Origin of the sequence: Pseudotabrizicola sp. L79 (assembly GCF_036553525.1) — a bacterium.
Lineage (GTDB): Bacteria > Pseudomonadota > Alphaproteobacteria > Rhodobacterales > Rhodobacteraceae > Pseudotabrizicola.
In genome coordinates this window covers 166,843-180,810 of sequence record NZ_JAZHDA010000057.1, presented here as the reverse complement: position 1 = coordinate 180,810, position 13,968 = coordinate 166,843, and the positions used below count along the sequence as shown (strand labels likewise).

General features: G+C 63.8%; 18 protein-coding genes. 17 read left to right on the top strand and 1 reads right to left on the bottom strand.

The annotated features are described in order from the left end of the window. The first annotated feature begins 27 nt into the window (after positions 1 to 27). Genes V3C85_RS19145 through ureC form a run of 6 tightly spaced genes read left to right on the top strand, consistent with a single transcriptional unit; the run spans position 28 to position 3,733 of the window. Positions 28 to 846, top strand: coding sequence for an urease accessory protein UreD (locus V3C85_RS19145; protein WP_331797177.1), 819 nt, complete (start codon positions 28 to 30; stop codon positions 844 to 846). Positions 847 to 856: 10 nt separating this feature from the next. Beyond that, complete coding sequence (locus V3C85_RS19140; RefSeq protein WP_331797176.1) at positions 857 to 1,159, top strand: urease subunit gamma; 303 nt, start codon at positions 857 to 859, stop codon at positions 1,157 to 1,159. A 10-nt stretch (positions 1,160 to 1,169) separates the two neighbouring features. Next, positions 1,170 to 1,334 carry a hypothetical protein gene (locus tag V3C85_RS19135; RefSeq protein WP_331797175.1) on the top strand — a complete coding sequence of 55 codons (165 nt, stop codon included), beginning with the start codon at positions 1,170 to 1,172 and terminating at the stop codon, positions 1,332 to 1,334. Next, on the top strand, positions 1,331 to 1,651 hold the full coding sequence (locus V3C85_RS19130) for an urease subunit beta (RefSeq protein ID WP_331797173.1): 321 nt from the start codon (positions 1,331 to 1,333) through the stop codon (positions 1,649 to 1,651). The genes V3C85_RS19135 and V3C85_RS19130 overlap by 4 nt, the downstream gene beginning before the upstream one ends. After that, positions 1,651 to 1,971, top strand: a complete 321-nt coding sequence (locus V3C85_RS19125) for an antifreeze protein (RefSeq protein WP_331797171.1) — start codon at positions 1,651 to 1,653, stop codon at positions 1,969 to 1,971. Before V3C85_RS19130 ends, V3C85_RS19125 begins: the two co-directional genes overlap by 1 nt. 40 nt (positions 1,972 to 2,011) lie before the next feature. Continuing rightward, the gene (gene ureC / locus V3C85_RS19120; protein WP_331797169.1) at positions 2,012 to 3,733 is read left to right on the top strand and encodes an urease subunit alpha; all 1,722 of its coding nucleotides are present in this window, start codon (positions 2,012 to 2,014) and stop codon (positions 3,731 to 3,733) included. Between the two features lie 7 nt (positions 3,734 to 3,740). On the opposite strand, the gene V3C85_RS19115 is transcribed toward ureC, so the two are convergent. Next, positions 3,741 to 3,926: a hypothetical protein gene (locus tag V3C85_RS19115; RefSeq protein ID WP_331797168.1), complete on the bottom strand. Its 186-nt coding sequence runs from the start codon at positions 3,924 to 3,926 to the stop codon at positions 3,741 to 3,743. A gap of 69 nt (positions 3,927 to 3,995) precedes the next feature. Between V3C85_RS19115 and V3C85_RS19110 the strand changes: the two genes are divergently transcribed. The 11 genes from V3C85_RS19110 (at position 3,996) to tspO (ending at position 13,911) form a co-directional block, all read left to right on the top strand. Beyond that, positions 3,996 to 4,364, top strand: coding sequence for a hypothetical protein (locus V3C85_RS19110; RefSeq protein ID WP_331797166.1), 369 nt, complete (start codon positions 3,996 to 3,998; stop codon positions 4,362 to 4,364). 7 nt (positions 4,365 to 4,371) lie between these two features. Continuing rightward, complete coding sequence (locus tag V3C85_RS19105) at positions 4,372 to 4,953, top strand: urease accessory protein UreE (RefSeq protein WP_331797164.1); 582 nt, start codon at positions 4,372 to 4,374, stop codon at positions 4,951 to 4,953. Further along, positions 4,950 to 5,585, top strand: a complete 636-nt coding sequence (locus V3C85_RS19100) for an urease accessory protein UreF (RefSeq protein WP_331797162.1) — start codon at positions 4,950 to 4,952, stop codon at positions 5,583 to 5,585. Before V3C85_RS19105 ends, V3C85_RS19100 begins: the two co-directional genes overlap by 4 nt. Further along, positions 5,582 to 6,202, top strand: a complete 621-nt coding sequence (gene ureG, locus V3C85_RS19095; RefSeq protein ID WP_331797161.1) for an urease accessory protein UreG — start codon at positions 5,582 to 5,584, stop codon at positions 6,200 to 6,202. Before V3C85_RS19100 ends, ureG begins: the two co-directional genes overlap by 4 nt. Positions 6,203 to 6,597: 395 nt before the next feature. Then, on the top strand, positions 6,598 to 7,875 hold the full coding sequence (gene urtA / locus V3C85_RS19090) for an urea ABC transporter substrate-binding protein (protein ID WP_445942043.1): 1,278 nt from the start codon (positions 6,598 to 6,600) through the stop codon (positions 7,873 to 7,875). 114 nt (positions 7,876 to 7,989) lie between these two features. After that, a complete protein-coding gene (gene urtB, locus V3C85_RS19085) occupies positions 7,990 to 9,885 on the top strand; it encodes an urea ABC transporter permease subunit UrtB (protein ID WP_445942047.1) in 1,896 nt (631 codons plus the stop codon). Positions 9,886 to 9,988: 103 nt separating this feature from the next. Beyond that, positions 9,989 to 11,221, top strand: a complete 1,233-nt coding sequence (gene urtC, locus V3C85_RS19080; protein WP_331797158.1) for an urea ABC transporter permease subunit UrtC — start codon at positions 9,989 to 9,991, stop codon at positions 11,219 to 11,221. Next, on the top strand, positions 11,218 to 11,958 hold the full coding sequence (urtD, locus tag V3C85_RS19075; protein WP_331797157.1) for an urea ABC transporter ATP-binding protein UrtD: 741 nt from the start codon (positions 11,218 to 11,220) through the stop codon (positions 11,956 to 11,958). Before urtC ends, urtD begins: the two co-directional genes overlap by 4 nt. 3 nt (positions 11,959 to 11,961) lie before the next feature. Beyond that, positions 11,962 to 12,657, top strand: a complete 696-nt coding sequence (gene urtE, locus V3C85_RS19070) for an urea ABC transporter ATP-binding subunit UrtE (protein WP_331797155.1) — start codon at positions 11,962 to 11,964, stop codon at positions 12,655 to 12,657. 179 nt (positions 12,658 to 12,836) lie between these two features. Then, on the top strand, positions 12,837 to 13,379 hold the full coding sequence (gene idi / locus V3C85_RS19065) for an isopentenyl-diphosphate Delta-isomerase (protein WP_331797153.1): 543 nt from the start codon (positions 12,837 to 12,839) through the stop codon (positions 13,377 to 13,379). A 64-nt stretch (positions 13,380 to 13,443) separates the two neighbouring features. Beyond that, positions 13,444 to 13,911, top strand: coding sequence for a tryptophan-rich sensory protein TspO (gene tspO, locus V3C85_RS19060; RefSeq protein WP_331797152.1), 468 nt, complete (start codon positions 13,444 to 13,446; stop codon positions 13,909 to 13,911). Positions 13,912 to 13,968 lie beyond the last annotated feature (57 nt).

The window sequence follows — 13,968 nt, the reverse complement described above, 5'->3', positions numbered from 1 at the left end:
CAAGGGTCATTTCCAAATGGGGAAGTGATGAACGCCGCAGCCGAACCAATTGTGATGCAGCGCAGCCGGGGCGAGGCGCGGGTGGCGCTGGGCCAGGCCGCCGGGCGCATCACCCTGTGTGGCCTGCGCCAAAGCGGCAGCGCCAAGGTGATCTTGCCCCATGTCGGCGCCTGCCCCGAGGCGGTGTTTCTGAACACTTCGGGCGGGCTGACGGGCGGCGATGCCCTGTCTTATACCGTGGATCTGGACCCCGGCGTTGTGGCTGTGGCGACAACCCAAACCGCCGAGCGGGCCTATCGGTCCTCGGGCGGTATGGCGCGGGTGCGCGTAGATCTGTCGGTGGGTGCGGGTGGCTTTCTGGATTGGCTGCCGCAAGAGACCATTTTGTTCAACGGGGCGGCGCTGGACCGGCGCACCGTGGTGCAGCTTGGTGCAGGTGCGGGCTGTCTGGTGCTGGAAATGGTGGTGCTGGGCCGGCAAGCAATGGGCGAGACGGTGGCGCAGGTTGCCTTGCGCGACTGGCGTCAGATTTCACGCGCGGACAGGCCGATCTGGGTCGAGCCTTTGGTTCTGTCTGACCGGGCCTTGCAAACCGGCGTTGCGGGCATGGGCGGTATCCGCGCCTTTGCCAGCCTGTGCCTTGTGGCCCCAGATGCGCCCGACCTGTTGGCCCCCCTGCGCCGGTTGCTGGACGAACCGGGCGTGACGGCGGGGGCAAGTGCCCTGCCGGGGCGGTTGATGCTGCGCGCCCATGCCGCCGATGGCTGGCCTTTGCGCCGTCAGATCGCCCGTTGTCTTGGCCTGCTGCGCGAGGGGCGGCCGTTGCCCGGCGTCTGGCAGATGTAAAGGAGAGATCATGAACCTGACCCCCCGCGAAAAGGACAAGCTGTTGGTCAGCCTTGCCGCGATGGTCGCCCGCGCCCGGCTGGAGCGGGGCGTCAAGCTGAACCACCCCGAAGCCATTGCGCTGATCACCGATTTCGTCGTGGAGGGCGCGCGCGATGGTCGCAGTGTGGCCGATCTGATGGAGGCGGGGGCCAGCGTCATTCGCCGCGATCAATGCATGGAGGGGATCGCCGAGATGATCCACTCGGTGCAGGTTGAGGCCACTTTTCCCGATGGCACCAAGCTGGTGACCGTTCACCACCCCATCCGATAGGAGCCCCGCAATGCACCGTATGTCTGTTCCTGCCTTGCTGATGTTGGCCACGCCCGTGGCTGCGCATGACGGCCTGCACCATCACCCCCACGGGATCGAATATGGCTGGGTGGCCTTTGCGGTGCTTGCAGCCGCTGCCGGATGGGTGGCGGCGCGCTTTTGGGGCCGCAAATGACCCCGGGCGAGGTGTTGTGCGCCGCGGGCGATCTGGTGCTGAATGACGGCGCGCCGGTAACGGTGCTGATGGTGGCCAATACCGGGGACCGGCCCGTGCAGGTGGGCAGCCACTACCACTTTGCCGAAGCCAATGCGGGGTTGCAGTTCGACCGCGCCGCCGCACGCGGGCAGCGGCTGGATATTCCCGCAGGCACCGCTGTGCGGTTTGAACCCGGTCAGGCACGCGAGGTGCGGCTGGTGCCCCTTGCGGGGGGGCGGGTTGTCCATGGGTTCAACCAGCAGGTCATGGGGCCGCTGGATGGCGGGGGGGCGTGATGATGTTCTTCTCTCCGGCTGAAATGCTGCGGCTGTCGATCCGCACGGGCCTGATGCTGACCGAGGCGCAGATGATTATCGCCATGCGGATGATGGGCATGGCGGGGCTGTGGTCGGTGCGGCCCGGTGAAAACCGCCGGATGATGACCGAAAAGCTGGTGGCGGCCCAGCAAAGCGGCATGGCCGCATCAAGCGCCATGATGGCGGGCAAATCCGCGACCGAAGTGGCCGAGGCGGCGCTGGCCCCGGTGGCCCGCCAGACCCGCGCCAATGTGACCCGTCTGGCCCGTGCCCCACGGCGCAAACCCGCCAAGGGCTGACGCCGCCCCCTGTTTCTGACCGATCTTCGGAGATTTTCTCATGGCCTATTCCATCTCTCGCGCCGCCTATGCCGATATGTATGGCCCCACCACAGGCGATCGTCTGCGCCTTGGCGACACCGATCTGATCATCGAGGTCGAGCGCGATCTGATCGCCGAGCGGGGCGGCTATGGCGAGGAAGTGAAGTTCGGCGGCGGCAAGGTTATTCGCGACGGCATGGGCCAAAGCCAGATCACCCGCGCCCAAGGGGCGATGGATACGGTGATCACCAATGCGCTGATCGTTGATCACGCGGGCATCTACAAGGCCGATGTCGGGCTGCGCGACGGGCGCATTGCCAAGATCGGCAAGGCTGGCAACCCCGATACCCAGCCGGGGGTGGATGTGATTGTCGGGCCGGGCACCGAGATCATCGCGGGCGAAGGCAAGATCCTGACTGCAGGCGGCATGGATGCGCATATCCATTTCATCTGCCCGCAGCAGATTGACGATGCGCTGCATTCGGGCCTGACCACCATGCTGGGCGGTGGCACCGGCCCCGCGCATGGCACGCTGGCCACGACCTGCACGCCGGGGCCTTGGCATCTGGGGCGGATGTTGCAGGCGGCAGATGCCTTTCCGATGAACCTTGCCTTTGCGGGCAAGGGCAATGCCAGCCTGCCTGCCGCGCTGGAAGAGCAGGTGCGGGCGGGCGCATCCTGCCTGAAACTGCACGAGGATTGGGGCACCACGCCCGGTGCTATCGACTGTTGCCTGACGGTGGCCGATGCGATGGATGTGCAGGTGATGATCCACACCGACACGTTGAACGAAAGCGGTTTCGTCGAGAACACGCTAAAGGCCATCGCGGGCCGCACCATCCATGCCTTCCACACCGAGGGCGCGGGCGGGGGCCATGCGCCTGACATCATCAAGGTCGTGGCCAGCCAGAACATTCTGCCCAGTTCGACCAACCCGACGATGCCCTATACGGTCAACACGATCGAGGAACATCTCGACATGCTGATGGTCTGCCACCACCTTGACCGCAAGGTGCCCGAGGATGTGGCCTTTGCCGAAAGCCGTATCCGGCGCGAAACCATCGCAGCCGAGGATATCTTGCATGATCTGGGCGCGTTTTCCGTTCTGTCCTCTGACAGTCAGGCCATGGGCCGGGTGGGAGAGGTGATCACCCGCACCTGGCAGACCGCGCATAAGATGAAGGTTCAGCGCGGCAGGCTGGAGGGCGAGCAGGGCGAGAATGACAACCTGCGGGTGCGCCGCTATATCGCGAAATACACCATCAACCCGGCCATCGTGCATGGCATTTCGCAGCATGTGGGCAGCATCGCCGAAGGCAAGCGCGCCGATCTGGTGCTGTGGTCGCCCGCCTTTTTTGGGGCAAAGCCCGAAATGGTGCTGCTGGGCGGTTGCATCGTTGTGGCGCAGATGGGCGACCCCAATGCCAGCATTCCCACGCCACAGCCCGTGCACACCCGCCCGATGTTCGGGGCCTATGGCCGCAGTGTGGAACGCAACGCGGTGACCTTTGTCAGTCAGGCCGCGCAGGATGATGATATCGCGGGCAAACTGGGTCTGGCGAAATCAACCCTTGCGGTGCAGGGCACACGCGGCATCGGCAAGCGTGACATGGTGCTGAACGACGCCACGCCCGAAATCTCGGTTGATCCCGAAACCTATGAGGTGCGGGCCGACGGGGTGTTGCTGACCTGCGAGCCTGCCAGTGAACTGCCGCTGGCGCAGCGCTATTTCCTGTTCTAGGGGCTGGTCAATGCGCGGTATGCCCCTTGTGCGCACCGGGCGCCAAACGCTGGATCGGCCATCCGGGCCGCAGCGCGCCCTGCAGCGCGGGGGTGCTTTGCAACCGCGCCTCGATCATTTCTTCGCGGGCCTTCAGCCGGGCGATCTGGCGGCGCAGGGTCAACAGTTCTTCGGCAAGTCTGGGTTCGGTCATGCGGGCCTCATGCTGGCGGGGTGGGTTCGGTCAGGCTGCGGCATAAGGGTTAAGCAATCGTGCATCCCGATGCCCCAAGATGCCCTGTCGCCTTGCAGGCGGCGGCGGATGGTGGCCCGCGCGCGGGTGCTGCGTAAATTTGATGCTGGATTTGGGGAAAACCGGGCTATCATGGCCTTTGGGAGGGATATTGCCACCGCAACGGAGGCCCTTGTGATGCAGCGCCCCGCCAATTCGCCCCTCTCACCCAAAGCCGCCCATGCGCTTGACCTGTTCTTTGCCACCGAGGCAACGGGCCTGAATGGCTATGCCTTGCGCCGCGCGCGTGAGGCGCAATTTGCCCGGCTTTACGCCTTGCCCGATCCTGCCCTTGCAGCCATGGGCCTGTCGCGCGACACTCTGGCCCGATGGCTGTTTGCCGATCTTTTCACCCATTGAGGCCAAGATGACCCAAGACCTTGCCCCCGCCCACACCCTGCTGACCACAGCGCCCGCCGAATGCTATGATTGCGTGGTGCTGACCTATGAAGAGCGTCTCGTTCGGCGCAAACGGCTTGTGACCGTGCATGACGAAGGCTTTCTGGTTGATCTGCCCGAGGTGACCAACCTTGATCTTTACTGGGGCTTTCGGCTGGAAGATGGCCGCGCCATTCAGGTGATCGCCGCCGAGGAAGAGGTGCTGAGCGTGACCGGCCCCGATCTGGCGCGTCTGGCCTGGCATATCGGCAACCGCCATACGCCCTGCCAGATCGAGGCGGGGCGGCTGGTGATCCGGCAGGACCATGTGCTGAAAGCGATGCTGGAGCAGTTGGGGGCCACGGTGGTGGCCGGGTCAGAACCCTTTACGCCCGAACTTGGGGCCTATGGTCTGGGCCGCCCGATGGGGCACGACCATGGGGGGCATGATCACGGGGGCCACGACCACGGCAAGCATGACCATGATCACAGCCATCACGGCCACAAACATGTGCATCACCATTCGTCGCACGGGCCAACCGAAACCGATGAGGATGATGCCGAGGCATGACGCAGGGCCTGCTGACACTGGTGCAGTGGTTGTCCCCGGCCTTTCCGACCGGGGGCTTTGCCTATTCGCACGGGTTGGAATCGGCCATAGCGGCGGGCGAGGTGGAGGGGCAATCCGCGCTGCGCCAATGGCTGGCCGATGTGCTGGAATTCGGCGCAGGTCGTCAGGATGCGATCTTGCTGGTGGCGGCCTTGCGCGACGATGCCGATCACGCCGCGCTGGATGATCTGGCCCGCGCTTTGCAACCCGGTTCCGAACGCCTGCGCGAAACGCTGGATCAGGGCACAGCCTTTGCCCGCACCGTGGCCGCCCTGACAGGGCGCAACCTGGCTGCGCGCTGCCTGCCGGTGGCGGTGGGAGAGGCAGCAGCCCCCCTGGGGCTTGCGCCTGAACAGGTGGTTGGGCTGTATCTGCACAGTTTTGCCAGCAATCTGGCGTCGGTTGCGATGCGCTTCATGCCCTTGGGGCAAGAGGCCGGGCAGGGGGCCTTGGCGGCCTTGCACCCGCTGATTTCCGATCTGGCGCAGCAGGCCACGGGCTGGACGCTGGATGATCTGGGCACAGCGGCCCTGGGGGCCGATATGGCGGCGCTGGCCCATGAAACGATGGATGTAAGGATTTTCAGAACATGAGCGGAAACGGACCATTGCGCGTTGGCATCGGCGGGCCGGTGGGGGCGGGCAAGACCACGCTGACCGAACATCTGGCCCGCGCGCTGGCCGCCCGCTGTTCGATGGCGGTGATCACCAATGACATCTATACCCGCGAAGATGCCGAATATCTGCTGCGCGCCCAAGTGCTGCCTGCCGATCGCATCCGCGGCGTTGAAACCGGGGGCTGCCCGCATACGGCCATCCGCGAAGATGCCAGCATCAATCTGGCAGCCGTGGCCGATCTGCGCGCCTTGCACCCCGATCTTGACCTGATCTTGATTGAATCGGGGGGCGATAATCTGGCCGCGACCTACAGCCCCGAACTGGCTGACCTTACGATCTATGTCATCGACACCGCCGCCGGGCAGGATATTCCGCGCAAGCGGGGGCCGGGGGTGACGCGGTCAGATCTGTTGGTGGTGAACAAGACCGATCTGGCCCCGCATGTCGGGGTTGATCCGGTCTTGCTGGAGGCAGACACACAGCGTGCGCGCGGCGCAAGGCCCTATGTGATGGCCCAGTTGCGCAAGGGCCAAGGGCTGGACCAGATCATCGCCTTTCTGCAACGCGATGGCGGGTTGGCCCTGCGCGATTGACGCAACGGCACCGCGCCTGCGCACCGGCGGCTGCCCCCGTGGCGGCCGCCGTTTCGTTTGTTTTTTGATCAAACGCCGAAATGATTCTCTTTGCGCCAATCAATAACTGCATCAATTTTGCGCATTCGCCCGATTTTTGCGCGCATATGGCCGGCAACCCAAGGCGCGCCCCGAAAAGCGCACTCTGGTGATTGCCGCAGTGCGGCGTGACCGCTTCTCTTGCAATTGCGACGTGGCAAAGACCCGTTGCGACAACAGGATGTGCGGCAGGGGCCAAGATCTGGAAGTCCGCCCCCACCGCACGGGGTGCAACCAAAGTTGCCACCCGACCATAGGCCCGCGCCTTGCGCGCGAAAAGGCCTGTCGTCTGGGGTGGCCCCGAAAGAGGGATGAAAATGACTCAGTTCAAGGGAATGTGTCTGGCCGGTGCCGTGGCCCTGTCGGCTGGCATGGCGCAGGCGCAGGACGACACGATCAAGGTGGGCGTTCTGCACTCGCTGTCGGGCACGATGGCGATTTCGGAAACCACGCTGAAAGACACCATGCTGATGCTGATTGCCGAACAGAATGCCAAGGGTGGCGTTCTGGGCAAACAGCTTGAGGCCGTGGTGGTGGACCCGGCCAGCGACTGGCCGTTGTTTGCCGAAAAGGCACGCGAATTGCTGACCGTGTCGGATGTCGATGTGATGTTCGGCTGCTGGACATCCGTCAGCCGCAAGTCGGTGCTGCCGGTGATCGAGGAGTTGAACGGCCTGCTGTTCTACCCCGTGCAATATGAGGGCGAGGAAAGCTCGAAAAACGTGTTCTACACCGGCGCCGCGCCGAACCAGCAGGCCATTCCCGCCACCGATTACTTCCTTGAAGAACTGGGTGTCGAAAAGTTTGCGCTGCTGGGCACCGACTATGTCTATCCGCGCACCACGAACAACATTCTGGAAAGCTATCTGGCGTCCAAGGGGATCGCGCAAGAAGATATCTTCGTGAACTACACGCCCTTTGGCCATTCCGACTGGTCCAAGATCGTGGCCGATGTCGTGGCGCTGGGCGCCGATGGCAAGAAGGTGGGCGTGATTTCCACCATCAACGGCGATGCCAACATTGGCTTTTACAAAGAACTCGCCGCGGCAGGCGTTTCCGCCGATGACATCCCGGTTGTCGCCTTCTCGGTTGGCGAGGAAGAACTCTCGGGCCTTGATACCTCAAACCTTGTGGGCCACCTTGCGGCCTGGAACTACTTTCAGTCGGCCGACACCCCCGCCAATGCCGAATTCATCGCCAAGTGGAAGGCCTTTGCCGGTGAAAACCGCGTGACCAACGACCCGATGGAGGCCCATGTGATCGGCTTCAACATGTGGGTTCAGGCGGTCGAAAAGGCCGGCACCACCGATGTCGATGCGGTGCGCACGGCCATGTATGGCCTTGAGGTGCCGAACCTGACCGGTGGCACCGCCAAGATGCTGCCCAACCACCACCTGACCAAGCCGGTGCTGATTGGCGAAATCCGCGCCGATGGCCAGTTTGACATCATCAGCCAGACCGAGCCGGTGGCCGGTGACGCCTGGACCGATTTCCTGCCGGAATCGGCGGTGCTCGAGTCGGATTGGGCCGCCCTTGATTGCGGGATGTATAACACCGAAACCAAGACCTGCGTGCAGATCAAGTCGAACTACTGATCTGGCCTTGGGCGGGGGCACTGTCCCCGCCCGCTTCCTCCTTTTCCCTTGGGTTCTGCCGTCATGCGCCTTTTTCTTGCCGCTGTTCTTGCCTGTTGCGTGGCGCTTTGGCCGATGGTCGCAGCCGCCGAACAGGCCGACGAGATCCTGTCCGAAAACAAGGCCCTGGTCGAAAAGGCCTCGCGCACGACGATCGGGCCAGTGATCGCGGCCCTCGCGGCATCGGGCGACCCACAGGCCGCCACGATCCTGATGGCCTGGGCCGACAAGGGCCTTGGCATCCGCAAGACCGACGGGCAGTTCTTTCTGATCACCGCCAATGCCCAGGGCTATGCCTTGCGCGCCCTGGATGGCACCGCAGCCGGGCAAGCCGCCAAGGCCGAGATCACCGAGCTGCGCCCCAATGCCGGGGTGCGGGGGCTGATCGCCACGGCGCTGGTGCAGTTCCAGCTGTCCGATCCTGATCCGATACAGCGTCAGGCCGCGCTGACCGCCATCGCCCGCGATCCTTCGCCTGACCATCTGGCCCCGTTGCGCGCCTCGCTTGCGACCGAGGCGGATGCAACGATCCTTGCACAAAAGCAGCGCCTTGAACGGCTCTTGACCCTGCGCTTTGATGCCGATTCCGCCGCGCGCATCACCGCCATCGAAAGCTTTTCAGGCGATCTTGGGCTTGATCTGCGCGCCGTGCTGAACCCGCTGCTGGTCACCACCCGGCGGGCCATGCCTGCCGGGGCCCAGCCCCAGGGCAATGTCGCACGCAACCTGCTGCCGGGCCGCGATCTGTCCGAAGCCGAGGCCTATGATCTGCTGGTCGCCACCAATCTTGCCCCCGCCCGTCTGACGCGGGCCGAGTTGAAAGCGGCCCTTGTGGCCAATATCGTCCAAGATCAGGTGGCCGGCATCCCGGTGGCGCAATTGAACACCCCCGCCGCCCGCGACCGCGCCTATTCCGCGCTCGAAGCTGCGGGCACCGTTCCCCTCGCCGCCACCGATGACGAGGTATCGGCCGCCGTCGCGGCGCATGACTTTTACGAAACCTATGCCGAGCCGGATGCCGCCGTCACATCCGCCGCCCGCACCGCCCTGACGGGCATCGAGGTCAAGCTTGGCGCGATGCAAACCGTCGATCTGGCCCTCGATGCCCTGTCGCTCGCCTCGATCTACTTTCTCGCGGCCATCGGCCTTGCCATCACCTTTGGCGTGATGCGGGTCATCAACATGGCGCATGGCGAATTCATCATGATGGGGGCCTATACCGGCTATGTGGTTCAGCTTTTCATCACCAATTACACCCTCTCCATCCTCATCGCCCTGCCATTGGCCTTTGCCGTCACCTTTGCCGCCGGCGTCGCGATGGAACGTCTGGTGATCCGCCATCTCTACAAACGCCCGCTTGAAACCCTGCTGGCCACCTTTGGCATCTCGATTGCCCTGCAACAATTGGCCAAAAACATCTTCGGCACCCAGGCCCGGCCCCTCACGGCCCCGTCCTGGCTGGATGGGGCGCTCAGCTTCAACGATGTCGTCTCGATCAGCTACATCCGCATCGCGATCTTCGTGCTGGCCCTGGCCTTCCTGCTGTTGTTCCTGTGGCTGATGCAACGCACCCGCCTCGGGCTCGAGGTGCGGGCGGTCACGCAAAACCCCGGCATGGCCGCCTCCATGGGCATCAACCCCGACCGGATCAACATGCTGACCTTCGGCCTTGGCTCGGGCATCGCGGGGGTGGCGGGCGTCGCCATCGGGCTCTTTGCCAAGGTCACGTCAGAGTTGGGCAGCGATTACATCGTGCAAAGCTTCATGACCGTGGTGGTCGGCGGTGTCGGCAATATCTGGGGCACGCTTGCCGGGGCGCTGATGATCGGCGGCCTGCAAAAGGGGATCGAATGGCTCAACCCATCCAACACCCTCGCCGCGCAAACCTACATGATCCTCTTCATCATCCTCTTCATCCAGTTCCGCCCCCGGGGCATCATCGCCCTCAAGGGCCGCGCGGCAGGAGATTGACCATGCTCATCCCCTCTTCACGGCATGTCCCGCCTTCATCTTGGCCCAAATACTCCACGGGGGTGCGGGGGTGTGAAACCCCCGCCCCGGGCGGGGTCACGCGATGACAAAGCCCTTTCTCGCCCGCAACCCGTCGGTGCTGATCTTCCTTGCCACGCTTGCCCTCTTCACCCTCGGCGTCACCCTGTTGTCCGAGGCTTACGGCGTGGCCTTCCTCTCCACCTCTTTCGTCAAGACCCTGGGCAAGACGCTGTGCCTGTGCCTTGTCGCCCTCGCGATGGATCTGATCTGGGGCTATGCGGGGATCTTGTCCTTGGGCCACATGGCGTTTTTCGCCATTGGCGGCTATATGATCGGCATGTGGCTGATGTATGCCCGCACCGAAGACATCGTGCTGGCGGCCCTGTCGAACGAGTCCTTGCCCCCCACGGTCGAAGAGATCCGCAACGGCATTGCCGGGCAGATCTTTGGTGTGGTCGGGGCATCGGAATTGCCGCCGGTCTGGGCTTTTGCCCATTCACTGCCGATCCAGCTTTTTCTGGTCGTCGCGGTGCCCGGCCTTCTGGCGCTGGTCTTTGGCTGGCTGGCCTTTCGCAGCCGGGTGACGGGGGTGTATCTGTCGATCCTGACACAGGCGATGACGCTGGCGCTGGCGCTGTGGCTTTTTCAAAACGATTCCGGCCTGCGCGGCAACAACGGGCTGTCGGGGCTGCAAAACATTCCGGGGCTGGGGCAGGTGGGGCAAGACCGTCTGTCGGTCTGGTTCCTCTGGGCGTCGGCTGCGGCGCTGGGGGCGGTCTATCTTTTGCTGGCCTGGCTTGTGTCGGGCAAGTTCGGCTCGGTCATTCGTGCCATTCGTGATGATGAACAGCGTGTCCGGTTTCTTGGCTATTCGGTCGAAGGCTACAAGCTGTTCCTGTTCACCCTGACAGCCATCATCGCCGCCATCGCGGGCGCGCTCTACTATCCCCAGGCCGGCATCATCAACCCGGCCGAGCTTGCGCCGATTGCCAGTATCTATCTGGCGGTCTGGGTGGCGATCGGGGGGCGCGGGCGGCTTTACGGCGCGGTCATCGGTGCGGCCTTCGTGTCGCTGTTGTCATCATGGTTCACCGGGGGGCGGGCGTCGGCCATCGACCTTGGTTTTTACACCGTGAACTGGGTTGACTGGTGGCTGATCCTTCTGGGCCTGTCGTTCGTTCTGGTCACGCTTTTTGCCCCCAAGGGGATCGGCGGTCTGGTCGATGCGCTGGCCCGCATCCGCACCGCCGACCGCAAGGGCGCCCCGCTTGGCCCAGATGACGGCGCCCTGATGGAACGGGAGAGCCGCAAATGACATCGCTTCTCGAAGTCTCTGGCGTGTCTGTCACCTTTGATGGCTTTCGGGCGATCAACAACCTGTCCTTTTCCATCGGTCCTGCGGAACTGCGGGCGATCATCGGGCCGAATGGGGCAGGCAAGACCACATTCATGGATATTGTCACCGGCAAGACCCGCCCCGATGAAGGCCGGGTGCTGTGGGGCGATTATTCGCAATCCCTGCTTAAGATGACCGAGGCACAGATTGCCCGCGCAGGCATCGGGCGCAAGTTTCAGCGCCCCACGGTGTTTGAAGATCAGACCGTTGCCGAAAATCTGATGATGGCGCTTCGGGCCGCGCGCAACCCCTTTGCCGTGCTGCTGTGGCGGCCCAAACCCGCCGATCACGACAGGGTGCAGGCCCTGGCCGAGGAGGTGGGTCTGGCCGATGCCCTGCCGCGCCTGTCGGGCGAATTAAGCCATGGGCAAAAGCAATGGCTGGAAATCGGCATGCTGCTGGCGCAGGAACCGCGTCTTTTGCTGGTGGACGAACCAGCCGCCGGCATGACCTTGGCGGAACGCGAGCACACCACCGCGCTGTTGGTTGATCTGGCCCGCAGCCGTGCCGTTGTGGTGGTGGAACACGATATGGATTTCGTGCGGCGGCTGAATTGCAAGGTGACCGTGCTGCACGAAGGCCGGGTGCTGGCCGAGGGCAGCTTGGACCATGTGACGAAAAACCCCGACGTCATCGACGTCTATCTGGGACGCTAGGCCATGATCGAAACCGAAAACCTGACCCTGCATTACGGCGGCAGCCAAATCCTGCACGGCATTTCCATGCAGGCCAGGGCGGGCGAGGTGACCTGCATCATGGGCACCAATGGTGTGGGCAAGACCTCGCTGCTCAAGGCGCTGGCGGGCAGCCATCCGCGGTCGGGCGGGCGGGTGCGGATGGATGGGCAAGACGTGCCGGTCTGCCCGCCCCAGGCCATGGCGCGCCGTGGCCTTGCCGTGGTGCCGCAGGGCCGCATGATCTTTCCCTTGCTGACGGTCACGGAAAACATGCAAACCGCCTTTGCCTTGCTGCCCCGGTCGCAGCACCGCATCCCGGATGAAATCTATGATCTGTTTCCCGTGCTGAAAGACATGGGCCAGCGCCGGGGCGGTGATCTGTCGGGCGGGCAGCAGCAGCAACTGGCGATTGCCCGCGCGATGATCATGCAGCCCAAAGTGCTGTTGATGGATGAACCGACCGAGGGCATCCAGCCCAATATCATTCAGCAGATCGGGCGGGTGATCGACTATCTGAAATCCAAAGGCGATATGGCGATCATTCTGGTCGAGCAGTATTTCGACTTTGCCTATGGGCTGGCAGACCAGTTCTATGTGCTGAAACGTGGCGCGGTGGAGTTGGAGGGCGCAAAGACTGCCCTTGCCAAAGACACCCTGCGCGCGACGGTATCGGTCTAGCCGCGACATTGCGGCAGGCGACAAAGGGCACCGGTTTTGCCACAGTGGCCCCGTGCGCAAGGGCATGCCGGTCATCACGCAGTGGCATTCCCTTATGCCTCGTTGGTCTTTATGAACACGGGCTCGGGGTCGCTTTGACACCCGGTCTGGCACGGAAAGTGGGGCGCATGGGTGGTGTGGTGACACAGGATGAAACGATCCCGGCATGGGTTGACGGCCGCCTGACGCGCGTTGACAAGCTGGACGTGCATCGCCGGGGCCTGCGCCACAAGGCCGTGTCGGTCTTTGTGCTGGATGGCACCCGCCTGCTGATCCAGCGCCGGGCGCTGACGAAATACCACACGCCGGGTCTGTGGGCGAACACCTGCTGCACCCATCCACGCTGGGACGAAGACCCCGCCACCTGCGCCGTGCGCCGTCTGCGCGAAGAATTGGGGATCACCGGGCTGTTTCCGTCGTTTGTTGACCGCATCGAATACCGCGCCGATGTGGGGGCCGGGCTGATCGAGCATGAATTGGTCGATCTGTTCGTGGCCGAGGCGGGGCCAGACCTGCGGCTGGATCTGAACCCTGATGAGGTTGTGGAAACCGCTTGGGTCGATGTTTACGATCTGGCGGCCCAGGCCCTGCGCCAGCCCGCACGCTTTACGCCCTGGCTGCGCATCTATCTGTCCCAGCATATGGACCGCATCTTTGGCGGCACTTTGGCCAGCAAGGGCTAGGCGGGGCTTGCGCCCAAGCCCGCTTTGACAGATCACCACCACTGAACTTACAGGCAGGTGCCCCATGGATGTCGTTCTGTTTCTGGCTTTTCTGGCCGCCTGCGTTGCGGCGGCCTCGACGGGGGCGCTGTTTGCGCCGGGTGCGTGGTATGACGGCCTGACCAAACCATGGTGGACACCGCCGCCGCTGGTGTTTCCCATTGTCTGGACGGTGCTGTATCTGGCCATGTCCTATGCCGCCAGCCGGATCGGTGCGCAGGCTGCAACGGCCGGTGCGCCCGTGGCCCTTGCGCTGGCGCTGTGGGCTGTGCAGATCGCGCTGAACACCCTGTGGACCCCGGTCTTTTTCGGCCTGCACCGGATGCGGGCGGGGCTGGTGATCATCGTGCTGTTGTGGCTGGCCGTGGCGGCGACGACGGTGCAGTTCTTGCGCCTGGATCTGGTCGCCGGTCTGCTGATGCTGCCCTATCTGCTGTGGGTGACCATCGCGGCGGCGCTGAATGCCTCGGTTCTGCGTCTGAACCGGGCCTAGGCGCAGGGGTGGGGGATACCCTACCTGACGCAAGGGAAAGAAGACTTGCTACAGCGG